Genomic DNA, 18,132 nt, shown 5'->3' with positions numbered 1-18,132 from the left:
GGATATTTTAATATTATGCTTTGATATCGGCGGCAATGTAGTAACAGATATCACTAAAAAGTAGGGCAGACCAATTTGGTCTACCCCATAAGTTATTTAGCTAACTCACTACTAAACTCATTAAAGGCTCGCCGTTTTAGCTGTGCTGTTTCAGTGCGTGGTACTAAATCAAAGATTTTACGAAATTGATCGTCTATCTCTTCAAAAGGTACTTGACCTTTTTTATTTAAAACTACCTCACCTGATTTATTAAACACCACGACTTGAGGAACACCCCCAGAATAGTAATATCCTACTTCTGTAGGATTATAGGTCTGTTTAAGCGGGATACCATCTACATTAATAGGCATAATCTCTGCTACCCGACCATAGAATTCCTGTACCCGTGAAATGGAAATGGCATATCTTTTAGAATCGCTGCTGTCATCCAAATAAAAGGCCAAAAATATGGGTTTATGTTCCGCTAAAGCCTGTGCTAGTGTCTGTCTAGGAGGAACCAATGAACCATTGCCAGCATAAACGACAAAGATGTTGCCATCATATAAATCATTATTAAGACCAGCATAAGCAGGTTGCATACTTATAATGAAAAGACTTGCAAGCAACAACAGGCATTTGGACAACCACCTTCGCCAGCCAGTAATTTGTTTATGTAAAAAAAGAAACTTTCTGCTATTCATCAAAAGGAACCTTGCAAGCTACTACTTGTTGTGAGTTTGTGCTGAATTCGGCAAACTGGGCTGGATATGTAATTACGCCCGCGCACTTCTTTTTAAGATAACGCCTACTGAGATTATCTCTCGGAAGGGGGAGTGGGGAGTGGGGAGTGGGGGAGATGGGGGAGTAAATTCTTCCTTGTCCCCCTCATCCTCATGACCCTTGTTTCCTTTTTCGTAATGTCAAGGCTGGCTTTTTAAGTCAGGATTCGCTAAACTCACGCATATTAAATTTGCAATTAAATACTTTCAATTAGCAACTGCCATTCGACTAGGATACCGATGTGGGAAACAAAATACAATTCATAGATAGGCTGCGATTGGGTTTCGCGGTGTCAGTGGCAAAGAGTGTAACGTTTACAGTGCGATGTCTTCGACGGGCTGCGCCTACGCTCCGTCTGGGTGCTGGTAGTGTATTACCAGGCGCAATTGCTCGTCGCATTGAACCCCGCCTTTTACAATTATTGAGTCAGCAAGTTAAAAACGGGGTGATTTTAATTGCTGGTACTAACGGCAAAACCACTACAGCGCTGCTTTTAAGCACAATACTAGAACGCAAAGGCTACCGCGTCACTCATAATTCTACAGGTGCAAATCTGGAAAATGGCTTGATGACGGCGCTGTTAGAAAGCACCAACCTACTAGGTACGCTAAATGCTGATTACGCCATTTTGGAAGTTGATGAAAATATTGTCCCAAAAGTATTAACGCCACTTCAGCCGCGAATTATTCTCTGTTTAAACTTGTTCCGCGACCAACTCGATAGGTACGGCGAAGTAGACACAATTAGTAAGCGTTGGACAAAAGTTATTTCTACCCTACCACCAGAAACAGTGGTAATTCCCAATGCTGATGACCCAACTTTATCTAACCTTGGTCAGCAGTTACCCCAACGGGTGTTATTCTTTGGCTTGAATGAACCAGAACATTATTTAGAAGCAATTCCTCACGCCGTTGATTCTATTTATTGTCCCAAATGTGGACATTCCCTAGATTACAAAGGTGTTTATTTGTCTCATTTGGGAGATTTTACTTGTCCCAAGTGTGGTTTTAGTAAAAGTAAACCGACTCTAGAAAGTAGTGAATGGTCGCAAATTCTAGTTGGTTTGTACAACAAATATAATACTTTAGCTGCTGCTACTGCGGCTATTGAGTTAGGAGTTGATGAAGTAACAATCAAAGATACTATTAATACCTTTCAAGCTGCCTTTGGTCGTGCGGAAGATTTGGTAATTAACGGTAAACGAGTGCGGATATTATTATCAAAAAATCCTGTAGGAACCAATGAAACCATTCGCGTAGTTACTCAAAGCACAGATAAAACCACACTGCTAGTCTTGAACGATCGCACGCCCGATGGGACTGATGTATCCTGGATTTGGGACGTGGATACCGAGAAATTAGTCGAACGCGGCGGGACTTTAGTAGTTAGTGGCGATCGCGTCTATGATATGGCACTACGTCTACGTTACAGCCAAAAGTCCCCTGATAGTAACTTAAATTTAATAGTCGAAGAAGATTTGCGACAAGCGATCGCTACTGCACTAGAGCATACACCAGATAATGAAACCTTGCACATTCTGCCCACCTACTCAGCCATGCTAGAAGTGCGAGAAGTCTTAACTGGTCGTAAAATTCTTTAACTTAAGCATTGGGGAGTAGGAATTAGAGAAATTTTTCCCATTCCCCAGTTCGCAACACCTAATCCAATTACGAATTACGAATTACGAATTATGAATATGAGTTCTCAAAATTTGGAATTAACAATAGGTTGGTTATATCCGACGCTGATGAGTACTTATGGCGATCGCGGTAATGTAATTACTATAGAACGTCGCGCCCAGTGGCGGGGATATGATGTGAAAGTGTTACCCCTAGATCAAAATGCCACAGCCGCAGATATTAAAACTGTAGATGTCATTGTTGGTGGTGGCGCACAAGACCGTCAGCAAGAAATTGTCATGCGTGATTTGCAAGGTGCGAAAGCTGACGCGATGCGTGAGAAAATCGAAAATGGAACACCAGGAGTATTTACCTGTGGTTCCCCCCAATTACTGGGACATTATTATGAACCAAGCTTAGGACAACGGATTGATGGTTTGGGAATACTCGATTTAGTTTCCGTGCATCCTGGTGAAAATACTAAGCGCTGTATTGGTAACTTGGTAATTGAAGTGACAGCTTCACGCCTAGCACAAGAATTAAAAGAGATGACAGGTAGCACACCATATTTGGTAGGCTTTGAAAATCACGGCGGACGCACCAAACTTGGGAAAGTGGAAGCTTTAGGACGAGTGGTGTATGGTTTGGGAAATAATGGTGAAGATGGGACAGAAGGAGCATTTTATCAGAATGCGATCGCTACTTATTCTCATGGCCCTTTATTGCCGAAAAATCCCTTTGTTGCTGATTGGTTAATTCAAACAGCGCTGCGGTTAAAGTATCAGCAAGAAATTACCTTAGAACCTTTTGACGATAGTCTCGCTATACAAGCACGAGAAGCGATGTTTAAACGGTTGAAAGTCAGTTTACCAAGTGCTGCTACCACGAAAGTTTAAATTTTCGGGTTTTTCTCGTTCCCTGACTTTCACAGGGAAGCCCTTGGCGTTGGCGCAGCCATCGCAATTTTTTCGTTTCCATTTTTACCCCAAGGAGATTATATAATTTTTCGTTTCCTGGATTTGACAAGTAACGCAATTCAGGAGACTCTGCTTTTTATTTTAAATTAACAAAGGGCAAAGCATGACTCAAGCCTTAACCAAACAAGTAACATTTGATGAATTTATCGCTTGGTATCCAGAAAACTCACAACGACGCTATGAACTGCATGATGCGGTAATTGTTGAAATGGCTCCTTCCACAGGTGATCATGAACAGATTATTGGATTTTTAGTTGGGGAAATAGTTACAGAATACAAACGTTTAAAACTACCTTATTTCATCCCCAAAACAGCATTTATTAAACCGAATCAGAGCGAAGCAGCTTACTCACCAGATGTACTGTTGTTAAATAACTCTAATTTAGTAAATGAACCTCTGTGGAAAAAAGAATCTACTGTAAGCCAAGCTGCATCAATTCCTTTAGTAATTGAAGTAGTAAGTACCAACTGGCGAGACGACTATTTTACCAAAGCAGGTAAATACGTTCGCGCAGCGTCTCGAAGAGAAGATGTTGGAATACCTGAATATTGGATTGTAGACTATCTAGATTTAGGTGGTAGGCGCTTTATTGGGAATCCTAAACAACCAACAATCTCGATTTACCAATTAATTGAAGGTGAGTATCAAGTTAGGCAATTTCGGGGAAGCGATGCCTGCGGCGGTAAACTACGCATTCAGTCGCCAGCGTTCCCAGAGTTGAATTTAACTGCTGAACAGATTTTTCGGGCTGGAGAAGTCGCGTAAAAAACGGCTAATAAAAGTAAAAGAGTGATCAAAGACTCATCCACGAGTATAAAAGACTCATCCGCGAGTATCAAAGACTCATCCACGAGTATCAAAGACTCATTAGCAAGTATCGAAGACTCATCCACGAGTATAAAAGACTTGTCCACGAGTATAAAAGACTTGTCCACGAGTATCAAAGACTCGTCCACGAGTATCAAAGACTCATCCACGAGTATCAAAGACTCGTTTACCAAGATAGTAGATTGCTTTGATATCTTGCAGCATTCTTAATTAGTAGGCGCGATCGCCTGAAACTCGAATTTCTAGGAACCAATAGCCAAAGCCACGTAGACTAAAACCTAAGTCTGGAAAAAATTTAGTCCTCTTAAGAGGACTTTCGCTATTAGCGATATGTTTCTAACCTATGGCGGTTGTTGGGATTAGTGCAAAATATTAGTGGTTGTGAAATTGTCCAGCGAAGCAGGGGCATTATATATAACTTTTGTTGGCAGGTGAACCTCAGTATGGCAAATACGCCTCAACGTTTTCTAAAAAAAATCCGAGAAGCGAAAGAGAAACAGCTTAAACGATTAGATTTAAGCAATGATTGGAATATTGACAACAAGAAAAAATTAACAGAGATTCCTGCTGAGGTGTTTGAACTCGAATGGTTAGAGGTTTTGAATTTAAGCGGCAACCAAATAACGACACTGCCAGAAGCGATCGCCCACCTGCAACAACTCACCACCCTGGATTTAAGCGGCAATCAAATAACGACGCTGCCAGAAGCCATCACTCGCCTGCAACAATTCACCTCCCTAGATTTAAGCCATAACCAATTAAATACCCTGCCAGAAGCGATCACCCGCCTGCAACAACTCACCTTTCTGTATTTAAGCCATAACCAATTAAATACCCTGCCAGAAGCGATCGCCGAACTGCAACAACTCATCTTCTTGGATCTAAGCCGCACCCAATTAACAACGCTGTCAGAAGGGATCGCCAGCCTGCAACAACTCACCTCCCTGGATTTAAGCGACAACCAATTAACAACACTGCCAGAAGCGATCGCCCACCTGCAAAAACTCACCTTTCTGGATTTAAGCGGCAATCAAATAACGACGCTGCCAGAAGCGATCGCCCGCCTGCAACAACTCACCACCCTGAATTTAAGCGGCAACCAATTAACGACACTGCCAGAAGCGATCGCCCGCCTGCAACAACTCACCACCCTGGATTTAAGCCGCACCCAATTAAGGACGCTGCCAAAAGGGATTGCCAGCCTGCAACAACTCACCACCCTGGATTTAAGCTACAACGAATTAACGACACTGCCAGAAGCGATCGCCCGCCTGCCACAACTCACCTCCCTGGATTTAAGGGGCAACGAATTAACGACACTGCCAGAAGGGATCGCCAGCCTGCAACAACTCACCTCCCTGGATTTAAGCGACAACGAATTAACGACAGTACCAGAAGCGATCGCCCGCCTGCAACAACTCACCTCCCTGTATTTAAGCCGCAACGAATTAACGACACTGCCAGAAGCGATCGCCCGCCTGCCACAACTCACTTTCCTGGATTTAAGCCGCAACCCTATCGAAAAGCCGCCGCCAGAAATTGTTAAACAAGGCATTGAAGCAATTAGGGATTATTTTCGACAACTAGAAGTAAAAGGCACAGATTATCTGTACGAGGCAAAGTTACTAATAGTTGGCGAAGGAGAAGTAGGAAAGACAACACTGGCGAAGAAAATTGAAGACCAAAATTATCAACTCCGAGAGGAAGACTCTACGAAGGGAATTGAGGTTATCCAGTGGCGTTTCCCAATGGAAAATGGGCGAGAGTTTCGAGTCAATATCTGGGATTTTGGTGGGCAAGAGATTTACCATGCTACTCACCAGTTTTTCCTCACAAAGCGTTCCCTTTACGTTTTAGTGGCAGATATCCGCAAGGAAGATACAGATTTTTATTACTGGCTGAATGTGGTGGAACTGTTGAGCGATAACAGTCCACTCCTAATCATCAAAAATGAGAAGCAAAACCGCCACCTAGAAATCAATGAACGTGAGTTACGGGGACAGTTTACTAATTTGAAGGAGACTTTACCAACAAACCTTGCTGACAATAGAGGTTTAGAACAAGTTTTAGAACAAATCAAGCATTATATTAAAAACCTGCCTCATATTGGTAGTCCTCTTCCAAAAACCTGGGTTAGAGTCCGGGAAGCTTTGGAGAGTGACGCACGCAATTACATAGGTTTGGATGAATACCTGAACATCTGCCAACAAAATGGGTTCACCCAAAGAAATGATAAGTTACAGCTGAGTGGCTATCTGCACGATTTGGGAGTATGCTTGCATTTCCAAGAAGACCCACTTTTGAAGAAGACCGTCATCCTCAAACCCAAGTGGGGAACTGATGCAGTCTACAAAGTGCTGGATAATGAAACAGTGATTCGCAACCTGGGCAGTTTCACACGGTCTGATTTGGCAAACATCTGGTGTGAAGACGAATACGCCGCGATGCATGATGAACTATTACGCCTGATGATCAACTTCAAGCTGTGCTATGAAATTCCTAGAAGCCAAGGAAAGTATATTGCCCCACAATTGCTATCTGCTAATCAACCCTCCTATGATTGGGATGAAACCGACAACCTAATTCTGCGTTACACCTACGAGTTCATGCCCAAAGGCATCATCACCCAATTCATCGTTGCCATGCATGAGTTGATTAATGAGCAAAAATGTGTTTGGAAAAGTGGGGTTGTTCTCAGCGAAGACCAGACGAAAGCAGAGGTAATTGAATATTACAGCAAGCGGGAGATTAAGATTCGATTCTCAGGTTATTACAAAAGAGATTTGATGACCATAGTTATACATGAACTCGATAAAATTCATGACTTGTATAAGCGACTGAAGTACAACAAGTTAATCCCCTGTAATTGCCACACCTGCAAAGATAGCCAAGAACCACACTTTTACCCCTTTGAGATATTGCGAAAGTTTGTAGTTGATAAGCAAGAAGGCATTCAATGTCAAAAAAGCTATCAAATGGTTAATGTGTTGGATTTAATTGATGATGTGATAGATAGGGGGAAAGAGAGATTTTTTGTAGAGCAGTTAAGGGTTGAATCGAATTTTCCTCAATCCCCGCAAATACCATCTAATATATATATCAACCTAAATCAAGTTCAAGAACAACAAAATCAAATTCGTCAAAAGGAATATAATTCAATGTCAACAGTAAATCAATACGGTTCTGGGGATAACGTTGGTGGCGATAAAGTCATGCATGATAAAATCGGCACTCAAATCAACAACTCGCAAAACTTGGCACAAGCTGCAAAAGATATTAAAGAACTTTTAGATCAACTGTCACAGGAATATCCTAATAATACTAGGATTGTTGGCTTGAAAGCAGTAGAGGAAATAGAACAGAAGCCAAAATTGAAAGCTCGAATTATCAATGCCCTGAAAGAAGCAGGATCAGAAGCTCTGGAAAAAGTAGTTGATCATCCTGCTGTTAGCATTGTCATAGCAGCCGCCAAGGGCTTTATAGATACCTGAATATATCTTAGTTTATCCACAGTACACAGCTACTTTGCTCGGCTATTTTGAAGAAATTAAATAGTTAGGAATAAGAATTAAATAACATACAATTTATGTCCTTGGTTTACCTCACCCTCAATCCCTCTCCTTATAAAGGAGAGGGAAGCTAGATAGAGAATGAAGTTTTGCATTTTATTTAATCCACGTTCCTTACTTGGGTAATAATTTATAAAATAAATTACCCTTTACTAACCAGTTAATTTTAACTCCAAACTCCAAACTCCTAACCCCTAACCCCTAACTCCTAACTCCTAACTCCTAACTCCTAACTCTTTCTACTATTCTTCACCTTTCTCCTGAAGGAGCGATCGCCAATCTTCAATCGCCTTCTCTGTCCACAGCCAATTTTTAGCTAATTTATCTACCTGAAAGTTGACTGGATCAGACTTAATTACCAATTGTCGCAACTTGATCGCTTCTTTCAGATATTGTGTCTGCTTACCATTAGATTGGCTCAGTGCAGATTTATACAATCCGAGAGCTAAACCAGCATAAGAAGTTAAAGCATCTTGAGGGACTGTAGATGTTGAGCCTGTTTTCTGTTCTTTAAGAGCTAAATTCAAAGCCTTAAACCAAGAGTCATTACCTCGATTTAGATCGCCTTCAGTATAGTAAGCAAATCCCAAAGCGTTATTATACAAAAGCGATTCTGGGTTAGCTTTTGCCGCAATTTCCCAGTAACGGCGGGCATCATCGACGCTATAATTACTGTTTCCGGCTTGGATAGACTGCCATGCTAATCGTCCCTTGTAAAAGTTGACAGATGGATCGTCAGCTTGTTTACTTGAAATCAGTTTCAGGGCGGTTTCAGCCGCAGTCAATGCGCCACGATTGAGTAGTTCTTCTACAGCCAATAACCCACTTTGCAAGTCGCCTTGACTCAATTTTTCTGTAGCAGTGGCGGTGACAATTCCAGTCTCTGCTGTTTGTAAGTCGGCATTTTGCTGTTTTTTAATGGGTAAAGACTGGGTAGGAATTACTGGTATATTAGGCATTAGCTGCTGGGGACGATGCCACCACCAATTTAAAGCGATCGCAGATGCTAACGCACCGATCCCCACAATACCGACAATCGGCCACATCTGGCGGCGTTGGGTACGAGGTCTTGGTGGCGGTGGTTGCGATGCCTGCGGCGGGCTACGCCTACGCAAAAAATCAGCAGAATTTTGCCTATTTCTTTCAAAGTTTCCAGCAGTTTGAGGTGGCGGCGCTGGGGCTTCTCCCCACAAATCTGCTTCTTCTTCCGAAGAAGTCATTTCTTCGGAAACCTGGCTTTGCTGAAAACTATTTTCTGAAATTTGTTGATCCACTTCAGTTGGATCTTTTTGGTTATCTAGCTGACGAAACAAATCCGAAACTATCGCACAATCTTCTGCATAGCTTGGGTCATCATACTCAATTTCATCAACAAGATCGCCCCAAGTATCTTCACCTAGCCAGTCCAACCCAGAATCACGCGCCAAACCAGAAGGAATCATATCCTCCATTCCTAAAGGCATCTCGCTATCGTCTGCCATAGCAGAGTACATTGTAGAAGTTATACCTAAAGGCGAACCATACTGGTTGGGCTTTGCACTTTCCGATAACTCAGTTTCCTGGCTCAGAAAACCGTCAAATTCTGGCTGGAGATACAAAATCGGTAATGCCCAGTACATCTGGTGAGAACCATAGGCAGAAATTAATCCTTGGCGTACCCGACTAACGCACAAATCTACTGGATATCCCTGACTCAAGTTGCGGTAAAACAATTGTGTGAGCGTCAACGCCACTTCATCAGGAATCCGTTCTGACATCGCCAAAACGCTTCTAATTCCGCGCTTCACCAGACTTTCTGCCAGATTTCGTTCCCCAGTATCTCCAGAGGGATCGGATGCAGCTGTGTACGCCCCCAAGCAGGAGTTAAACACTGCCATTTGGATGTTATTGTTGACGAGCAAACCAGCCAGATCGTCCCCAGTTAAGATTTCCGTTAAGCCAGTTCTGCGACTAGCAAGATAAATTTCTCCACCATTGGAACCTAAGTTACTATGACCAGAGTAGTGGAGAACATGGTATCTGCCTTGTTCTAAAGCTTGCGTCAGTTCTTCCCGCCCTGGTTGATCTAAGACAGTGAGTTCAATTTCTGGAAAACGGTTGCTATTTTCAGCAATTCGTGGTATGCGGTGGAGTTCTGCTTGGAGTTTGACAGCTTCCTGTGTCTGTAAGTCAAGGCGGACTTGATCTGAGGGGGAAGCGATAACCATCAATACTTTTACACTACCTTGTTGTAGTGGTGTGGGCATATTTTGCGTAGGCGTAGCCCCCCGCAGCGATCGCATTGGCGAAACTCCCAAAATTCCACTTTGGAAGCGAGAAAAAGCGACATAAGGCCCAGTAGCCAGAGGGCGATCGCCTGCGTGCATCACTTCCCAAGGCAGACGAGCTAGCCTAGTGTCTTTTAGCCCCAACCGTAAGCGTAGTACTTGTTGATGGTTCTGGGCAATACCTTGGGCAGTAATCCAACTATCCCTGAGAGTGCCTTGAAATAGGGCGTTATAAAATTGTTGACCTAAGGCCACCAAATTAACAGAGTTTTTGGCGATATCGCTTTCGTGTCCGCCAGAGGTGAATGCATCTCCTTGTAACACCGAGTTCAACGGATCATTCATCAAATGCCCAGCAGTTATCAACCAATCAGCTACAGGCCAAGTCACCAATTCTTCTGCCAATGGCACTCCAGGCGCGACTTGTTCCGTCCGCACCAAGTAGTCATTTCGCCCTACAGGAGTTACCGAGATGTGGAATTCCTGGGTCACAGTTTCTCCTGTTTGCCTCCTAAATCTGGTTTGAAACGCGAAAGTTTCAAGTCGATTTTTCGCTTCCTCTGATAAATTAGATGCATCCCACCCCTAAATGTTTCTGAATTCTAGTTGTTTTGCTTTTTCTGCCTTTACAACTTTATCCGGATTGGATTACTTGCGATTAGAACACTTAATTGGTAGATGCACCTTGATCTTCAACTCCCCTAGTTGGCTAAAACCCACTGGGGGTTTTTTTAATTTTGGCAAACAACAGCAACTTCTGACGCAGATATTCTCTACCAGAAAATAGTACTTAACCCTAGAATACTTGATTAGTAGATAGGATGTCCCTTGATTTTTAACTCCCCTAATTCAGTTAATATCCACTCTTGTTTTTTTGACACAGGAGAACAATCAATTTTCTCAGAAATTTATCCGGAGCATGGTGGTTAAACCTAGAACATTTAATTGGTAGATGCACCCTGATAACTAGCTCCCCTGGTTGGCTAACGCCCACTGGGGGGTTTTTTTATGAAGCAAGTAAGCACAAAACTTACGCACTAAAAACCTGAAACCTATATCTAAATAAGCTTACGCCAGTTGCTTCTCTTGTTCAAAGACGCTCTTGCTAGCAAGCTTTAATACCATTTCAGTTTAATAATGATACAAATACACTCTTTTGGGGCCAGGCATTGCCTGGCCTTTACGATAAATCTATATGTATCAGGATTTTCGTGAATTGATATAATAGTCCGCAGGGAACCCTTTGAGTAGTTACATACCCTACGCATTCCTACGTTACTACCGCTACGCTAAGATCAAGGTACTGGCTCCCCTGAAAAAGGGGGAACTCTAAGAGCAAACTTTTTCAGGGGTTTAGGGGATATCTTGTGCGTAAGCCTTAAAGCAGCAATTATCCTTAACATACCGATTATTTAGGGCAGCACACCAATCATTTAATTGGCAAATTAGTCAGGGTAACTAACCCCTCTGAGGTTTTTCTTTGATAAACAAACAGTAACAACTTCAACCTCTGCTAATTTATCCGGTAGCGACACATTTACTAGAGAAAAGATTATTGGTAGATGCACCCTGATAACTCACTCCCCTAGTTGGCTAACACCCAGTGGGGGTTTTTTCTAGTTGCTTTGGCATAGCCAGTCCTAGACATTACCATCAACCCCGATTTTGGCGATTTTTTCCCGAAGATACTGGCTGCTCCTAGTAAAGATTACTGGTAGATGCACCCTGATAACTCACTCCCCTAGTTAGGCTAACACCAACTGGGGTTTTTTTATTAAAAAAAATAACTGACCTTTGTCCAAATTTATCCGGAGTATGGTGTTCAACCTGAGAACATTTAATTGGTAGATGCACCCTGATAACTAACTCCCCTGGTAGGCTAACACCCACTGGGGGTTTTTTTTGGCTTAGACGCGTAGCAGCTTGTCCTTAGACATCGCCTAGATAACTGGAGTCAATTTACCTTCTGTTGCCAGGATAAAGCATAACGCGATCGCCCCGTCCCTGAATCCCTTTCTTTTTATTATGAGGTAGATATCCCATACCAAAATGATTGCTATGGTATTTAATCATATTCTTAATTTTTTTTCTACATTTTCACCCTGACTCCCAAAAATTAAAAGCAGGGAAGGAGAAAAAGTTATTAGTTCAGGGTTTTACTGTTAAGCTGCCAAGAATGACCAGCTATATGGTAATATTTTATGGCATTATGCTAAAAAAGTTTGCCTAGAATCAAAGAGTCCCCAACCCATGAGTTTAGCTGTAATTAAGTTCTCTTCTGAAGAGTGCGGCATCTGCCACAAAATGTCTTTTTATGACAAAAAGGTGGCACAAGAACTGGGTTTAGAATTTATTGATGTAAAAATGCAGGATACCGCTACTTACCGCAAGTATCGCAAGATTTTATTAAGTCAATATCCCGATAAATCAGAAATGGGATGGCCTACTTACATCATCTGCAATTCTCCAGAAGGGGAATTTCAGATTGTGGGTGAAGTAAAAGGAGGCCATCCCAAAGGGGAGTTTAGAAGCCGTCTTCAAGAGGTTCTAAATTCTCCAGCTAAGTAGGTAGGCAAGATAAAACCAAACTATGTAACGAAAAGTAAAATCTCTGTATTTAGCTCGTAGTTGCGCTTTAGCGCATCTTTATCCAGATGCGCTAAAGCGCAACTACGAGCCAGTGATGATTATTTGCGCCCACTTACTTAGTCAAAACTAAATTACCTCAAAAGATTTAACCTCTAGAACAGGGCCAATCATGGCAGCTGTCATGATATCTTCACGCACCTGTCCTTTAACTTTTGCTTTTTGTCCGGCTTTGAGCAAGTCTTTGTCAGCCCCTTTGAGGATTTCGTAAGTAACGCCCTCTTCTGTAACTAACGCCCATGCGCCTGTGCCAATATCACGGCGTTCGATTGTACCTGTAAGTGTAATGCTCATAAATAGTGCTGAGTGCTGAGTGGGGGAGTTAGGAGTTAGGAGTTAGGAGTTAGGAGTTAGGAGTTATAAAAATTTATTCCCCATGCCTAATTCCCAATTCTCTATTTATGCTGTTTTTTCTTCGTTTTTCAATGCTAAACGAGCTAGTCCATAACAGATTAGGGCATTAGCAATGAGGAAGAGGCGTGCTAGGTGACCACTTCCTAAACCCATAACTGCTGGATCTAAAAATGCACTTACTGTCAAGCACGCTGCTACACCTAAGGTTGAACCAATGGCAAACCATCTCCAACTAGGATGTCCCAGTAGCAATGCCATTAACACTATGGGAATCAGTACGCTAGCAAATAGGGGATTCAATGCATCGGTTCCCTGGAGACTATTGCCGAGTTCGGGAATTGAACTGCCCAAAACCCGGAAAGGCCATTGGGGAAGATCGAAAATATAGATTCCTTTGAGAAAGAATAACCCGGAACTGCCAGCGATTAGTCCACTAAATAAAGACCAACTCCAAGTGAAGGGGAAGTAAACCCGTAAAAACCAAGCTAGTAGATAGGAACCAACTACCATTAAAATCTTAGGTAACAGTGCGATCGCACCACCATCAATCCAAAAGCCGGGGTTAAGATAGCCGCTATCCCGTAACCAGCGAAAGAAATCTGGAAAACTGATTTGTCCCTGGAAAGCTAGTTTAACTGCTGCTGCTGCATTAAGTTGTCCAGCGCCATAATAGTTCAAACCATCATCCTGGATAACTAGCGCTGACTGCTTAAGGACTTTTAAAACTTCATCTGGTTCTTTGATCCCAGCAGCTTTGATTAATGCCGCAACGCCAGCAACGTGAGGAGAAGCCATGCTTGTACCCTGGAAGCCCAGAAATACCCCTTCGCCCTTTTCGTCAATAGTTTCTTGGAGAATCTTACCAGCTTCACTACCACCAGGAGCAGAGATATCTACCCCAGCACCAAAGTTAGAATAGGGCGCTCTTTCACCATCTGGGCCAATTGCGGAAACGCCGATGACGTAAGGATAGCGGGCTGGATAGCTTGCCCCATTAGTGTTTTCATTTCCGGCTGCGGCAATGATAACTACGCCTTTTCTATGGGCATACTCGATCGCTTCTTTCATCAACTGGCTTTCACCGCCACCGCCTAAGCTCATATTAATCACATCTGCGCCTTTATCAGCAGCAAATTTAATCGCTTCGGCAATATCGGCTACAGTACCGCCACCAAAAGAACTGAGTACCTTCAACGGCATCAAACTGGCTTCATAGGCAATTCCAGCTACACCATATTTGTTATTTGTGGCTTGGGCAATAGTTCCGGCAACATGGGTACCATGACCATTATCGTCTGTGGCTTCTTCTCGGTCGTTAACGAAATCATAGCCTTTGACGAATTTTGTCTCATACAAGTCGCGCACCTTGGTAATCCCGGTGTCAATTACTGCAACTGTGATGCCACTGCCTTTAGTTTGACTCCATGCGCCTTCAATGCCAATTTTGTGCAAGTTCCACTGCTTGCTGTAATATTGGTCATTGGGGCCAGTTAATGAGGGGGTTGTCTCATCATCTTCTTGGGGTCTTAAAAATTCTCCAAGCCAAGCTGGCTTACCGGGTTGAGGAATCGTGCTGTAGATATAGTTTGGTTCTATGAATTCTGTCGCTTGGGCAAACTGAGATTTTTTCAGTTCTTGGAGGCGTTGCCGATCGCCTTTGATAATATACACATTATCTTTTTTGGAAAACTTGTTGTCTAATTGGGGTGTAACGTTGTATTGTTTGGCGATCGCTTGTAGATCCTTCTCCACCACCAGTGATGGAATATCTTCCCGAAAATCAAGCACAATCGTCTCAAACTCTCCTTTGGCTGCCAATCCCTGAAAATTCAGGAAACCAAATATGGCAGATCCCAGCCCAATGACAAACAAGCACCATAATATAAGCTTTCTCATATTAACTCATCACCGCTTTTTGCCAGTTTGCTCACTACCATAACTTATCTCTATCCTTTAGTGGTGGATTTTGCACTTTTAGTTACAAGTTTCACTCAGGAATTTTTTAAACGATGGAACGTGGTCTTTTGTGGTTGCCGTTATTAGTAATGTTTTTCTGGTTGGCTTGGCAAGGCTCCAAGGAATATCAAAAGGTTGAAGCCTATCGCACTTGGGCAGAGCAATTTGAACGGGCTAAGTACGATATTTATTCAGTATTAGGTCAAAAAGGCAACAATCTAACTTGGGGAAAACCCACGCCTAAAGGGCCTGTTAAACTAGAAACATTCTCTTTGCTTGATGTTAAACAAATATATCTTTTAGTGGATGACAAAAAAGTAGATTTAGAAAGTATACCAGAAAAAGGTCGTTCTATAGAGTTAGAATTTCTATTTTCCGAATCTACTGATTCAGTGCGGGTTCCGTTTACAGAAATCCCTTTGGCAGCAGAATGGGGTAAGTTTTTGCAGGGGGCGTTAGAAAGTTTGCGAAAGGAAGCAAATCAGTAGTTATATCAAGTCTGCAAAATATTCTCCTTTTTTGTACTTTTACAATACGGAGAAGTTGTGCCATAACCGCACGTTTGGGGTAGTGCAGACGGAGGCGATCGCAATGCGGATTTTGATTAAGATATCACCTGAAGATAGAGAAAAATTGTAGAAGCACTTTGGGGAAATATACGCAATTTCAACTAAAGAAGTAAATTCATCAAAGTAAATATCTAACCTAAGACGTGTTTTTCTCAAAGTCTCTCCAGAGAAAGAACTCTTTGTACCCTCGATTTTTTACAATGTTATTAGTAAAGCTAGATTTTTCCCTACCTGAAAAAGCTATGAGTGATAAAAATCAAGAAAATCAAATTAATCAACCAGTAAGTGAGGATACACATTTACGCCAAGAACCGAACGTCAATGAAAGAAACTTAACAGCAAATCCAGGAGATAAAATTGCTGATGAGTCTCAATCTGTTGAAGAAAAAGCTAAACAAGTAGCTGTGGATGATGTACCAGATATTACAGGCGACAAGATTACAGTCCCAACTTATTTCGTTGTAGATGAACCCGATGGGACAAAAAAAGCACTGCACCACGTTAAAGATGCTGAAGAAATTTCTGACGTAATTCGCGCAGCCCGACTTGACGAAAATGGAAATCGGATTTGGTAGTAGCCCTTCACTAAAGACACACGGGGACACAGGGATAGGGAGAATTGTTTCTTTGCGTCCCCGTATCTGTTTTCTTTGATTGAGTTAGTCTATTAATGAGGTAATCAAAATCTGAAAATTTTCCCAGAGTAGACGATTATGGGAAATGTTGCAACTAGCAAAGAGTTGGCATATTGGACTACGGCAGAAATTAAATAATTCGTAATTCGTAAATTTTGTTTTGTAATGGGGATTTAACCCCAATCGCATTACTTGTCGGTTTTAGAACCGGGGGACTAAAACCCACGGAACCAGTTAAAAATCAAATCTTTAGAGTATTTATATATAGATAATGACTTTCGGTTAGTTAATACTCAACGAGAAGCAACACAGCGACCAAGTTATACAATAGCTGTTCGCAAAGATTGAACTAACAAAATTTTCTAATGCTAAGTAAGTGGGCGCAAATAATCATCACAGGCTCGTAGTTGCGCTTTAGCGCTAAAGCGCAACTACGAACCAAATACAGAGATTTTACTTTTCGTTACATAGTTTGATTTTATCTTGTCTACCTACTTATGCTGCCACTACAACAACAAGTTAGTTCTACTGACAGCTACAACTATCTGCTATTTTCGCCCAATGGGGTATATGCAGACGGAGGCGATGTCTATGACGGGCTACGCCTACGCAACCAAATACAACAGCTACTTTTGCCAACAATCCTATTTTTACATGGTGCGGGTCAGAGAGGTTCTAACTTAGATGATGTGAAAAAGTACGGTGTTGCCAAGATTGTAGAACAAGAAGCGGATTTTCCTTTTATTGTCATTTCACCCCAATGTCCACGCGGTGAATATTGGAATGTAGAGCGATTAAGCGCCCTTCTGGATCGGGTTATCGCATCCTATCCTATCGATCTAGATCGAGTTTACCTGACCGGCTTAAGCATGGGTGGTTATGGAACATGGCATTTAGCAGCAGCACAGCCAGAACGATTTGCAGCGATCGCGCCTATCTGTGGCGGTGGTAACCCACAAGCCGCACGTAATCTAAAAAATCTTCCTGTGTGGGCATTTCACGGAGCCAAAGATAATGTAGTTCCCTTAAGCGAGTCTGAAATCATGGTTTCTGCACTCCAAGCCCGCGACGGGAATGTGAAATTTACAGTTTACCCAGAAGCTAATCACGACTCGTGGACGCAGACATATAATAATCCAGAGTTATATAAGTGGTTTTTACAGCATCGACGCCAGCCGGCTATAGGTTAAAGATATTTTTCTCTGCATTGGAGTGAAATCTGTCGGTATTTATGCAGGGACGATTACTAAAACTTCAAAATATTTTCATTGAAAATATTTTTTAGCCCTCGAAGATTAAAACTTCTAAGAAGTTTTTAAGTACCAGGGTGTAAATAATTAAAGGTTTGTAGTAAGCAGTTCTAGTCCTAAAGGTAGAGCTAGAGTCACTTACTACAAACTAATTTCAATATTTTCGACATTAATTAATATAGTTTCGATTATTCTTACCGATTTACATATTTATACCTTTGACATTAGAGAATATAACTTTAATAATGTTATTACATTAAAAAAATTGATTCTTATATAGAACTCCTATTTTATTTTTGCCAAATTTACTGAGAGGAAAAGCCCGATCCGGCTAGCTTCTGAGTCAGCTTTGCTTTGAAAAATAAAATGGAATTGCTATATAACTTGACATTAATAGGGTTGCATTATGCTTTTATCGAATTCCAAAGCCAGTTTAAAAAGTCGCCAAAAAAATCATAAAATATCTAGAAGCTTTTGGACACCTACTAACATTGTGCTGCTCAGTGGATCTTTAACCATTCTACCGATTTGTACATTCATAATTTTATCCTTCTTATTGCCTTTATTCACTGCTAGCTTATCCGCTTCCACTGGAACGTCGCATTACTCTACATCGATTCCTTGGATAGATAATGTATCTGAATGTGAACATACTGGGAGAAACTGGCGCGATAGCAAGTGTTGGGATAATGTACACGATCC

The 18,132-nt window shown here is 41.9% G+C and carries 13 protein-coding genes; 8 read left to right on the top strand and 5 right to left on the bottom strand.

The genetic code is table 11. The annotated features are described in order from the left end of the window. Positions 1-92: 92 nt before the first annotated feature. Positions 93-680, bottom strand: coding sequence for a thylakoid membrane photosystem I accumulation factor (locus V7K73_RS15595; protein ID WP_334881438.1), 588 nt, complete (start codon positions 678-680; stop codon positions 93-95). A gap of 320 nt (positions 681-1,000) precedes the next feature. On the opposite strand from V7K73_RS15595, the gene V7K73_RS15590 reads away from it, so the two are divergent. The 4 genes from V7K73_RS15590 to V7K73_RS15575 all read left to right on the top strand — a co-directional run bounded on the left by V7K73_RS15590 (position 1,001) and on the right by V7K73_RS15575 (position 7,675). Then, positions 1,001-2,359 carry a Mur ligase family protein gene (locus tag V7K73_RS15590; protein ID WP_334881436.1) on the top strand — a complete coding sequence of 453 codons (1,359 nt, stop codon included), beginning with the start codon at positions 1,001-1,003 and terminating at the stop codon, positions 2,357-2,359. Positions 2,360-2,455: 96 nt separating this feature from the next. Continuing rightward, positions 2,456-3,274 carry a type 1 glutamine amidotransferase gene (locus V7K73_RS15585; RefSeq protein ID WP_334881490.1) on the top strand — a complete coding sequence of 273 codons (819 nt, stop codon included), beginning with the start codon at positions 2,456-2,458 and terminating at the stop codon, positions 3,272-3,274. A 184-nt stretch (positions 3,275-3,458) separates the two neighbouring features. Continuing rightward, positions 3,459-4,121 (top strand): Uma2 family endonuclease, encoded by a 663-nt coding sequence (locus V7K73_RS15580; RefSeq protein WP_334881434.1) that lies wholly within the window; start codon positions 3,459-3,461, stop codon positions 4,119-4,121. A gap of 506 nt (positions 4,122-4,627) precedes the next feature. After that, positions 4,628-7,675 carry a COR domain-containing protein gene (locus V7K73_RS15575; RefSeq protein ID WP_334881432.1) on the top strand — a complete coding sequence of 1,016 codons (3,048 nt, stop codon included), beginning with the start codon at positions 4,628-4,630 and terminating at the stop codon, positions 7,673-7,675. A 320-nt stretch (positions 7,676-7,995) separates the two neighbouring features. Here the strand turns inward: V7K73_RS15575 and hetF are convergent, their stop codons facing one another. Then, positions 7,996-10,512: a cell division protein HetF gene (gene hetF, locus V7K73_RS15570; protein ID WP_334881430.1), complete on the bottom strand. Its 2,517-nt coding sequence runs from the start codon at positions 10,510-10,512 to the stop codon at positions 7,996-7,998. Between the two features lie 1,758 nt (positions 10,513-12,270). Here hetF and V7K73_RS15565 point away from each other — a divergent pair. Beyond that, a complete protein-coding gene (locus V7K73_RS15565) occupies positions 12,271-12,588 on the top strand; it encodes a thioredoxin family protein (protein ID WP_334881428.1) in 318 nt (105 codons plus the stop codon). Positions 12,589-12,735: 147 nt separating this feature from the next. Here V7K73_RS15565 and V7K73_RS15560 read toward each other — a convergent pair whose 3' ends face one another. Next, complete coding sequence (locus V7K73_RS15560; RefSeq protein ID WP_334881426.1) at positions 12,736-12,960, bottom strand: hypothetical protein; 225 nt, start codon at positions 12,958-12,960, stop codon at positions 12,736-12,738. A gap of 105 nt (positions 12,961-13,065) precedes the next feature. Beyond that, positions 13,066-14,916: a S8 family peptidase gene (locus tag V7K73_RS15555; RefSeq protein ID WP_334881424.1), complete on the bottom strand. Its 1,851-nt coding sequence runs from the start codon at positions 14,914-14,916 to the stop codon at positions 13,066-13,068. 113 nt (positions 14,917-15,029) lie between these two features. On the opposite strand from V7K73_RS15555, the gene V7K73_RS15550 reads away from it, so the two are divergent. Continuing rightward, positions 15,030-15,464, top strand: a complete 435-nt coding sequence (locus V7K73_RS15550) for a hypothetical protein (protein ID WP_334881422.1) — start codon at positions 15,030-15,032, stop codon at positions 15,462-15,464. A gap of 39 nt (positions 15,465-15,503) precedes the next feature. On the opposite strand, the gene V7K73_RS15545 is transcribed toward V7K73_RS15550, so the two are convergent. Beyond that, entirely contained in the window at positions 15,504-15,701 is a 198-nt protein-coding gene (locus tag V7K73_RS15545; RefSeq protein WP_334881420.1) for a hypothetical protein, read from the bottom strand. 86 nt (positions 15,702-15,787) lie between these two features. Here V7K73_RS15545 and V7K73_RS15540 point away from each other — a divergent pair, with 86 nt between their 5' ends. Together V7K73_RS15540 and V7K73_RS15535 are read left to right on the top strand one after the other, a co-directional pair. Continuing rightward, the gene (locus V7K73_RS15540) at positions 15,788-16,120 is read left to right on the top strand and encodes a hypothetical protein (protein ID WP_334881488.1); all 333 of its coding nucleotides are present in this window, start codon (positions 15,788-15,790) and stop codon (positions 16,118-16,120) included. 557 nt (positions 16,121-16,677) lie between these two features. Beyond that, positions 16,678-17,370 carry a prolyl oligopeptidase family serine peptidase gene (locus V7K73_RS15535; RefSeq protein ID WP_334881418.1) on the top strand — a complete coding sequence of 231 codons (693 nt, stop codon included), beginning with the start codon at positions 16,678-16,680 and terminating at the stop codon, positions 17,368-17,370. The last annotated feature ends 762 nt before the right edge of the window (positions 17,371-18,132 follow it).

Origin of the sequence: Nostoc sp., assembly GCF_036916975.1 — a bacterium.
Lineage (GTDB): Bacteria > Cyanobacteriota > Cyanobacteriia > Cyanobacteriales > Nostocaceae > Nostoc.
Note: the sequence above shows the minus strand (reverse complement) of the source record. Positions and strands in the feature narration are given on the sequence as shown.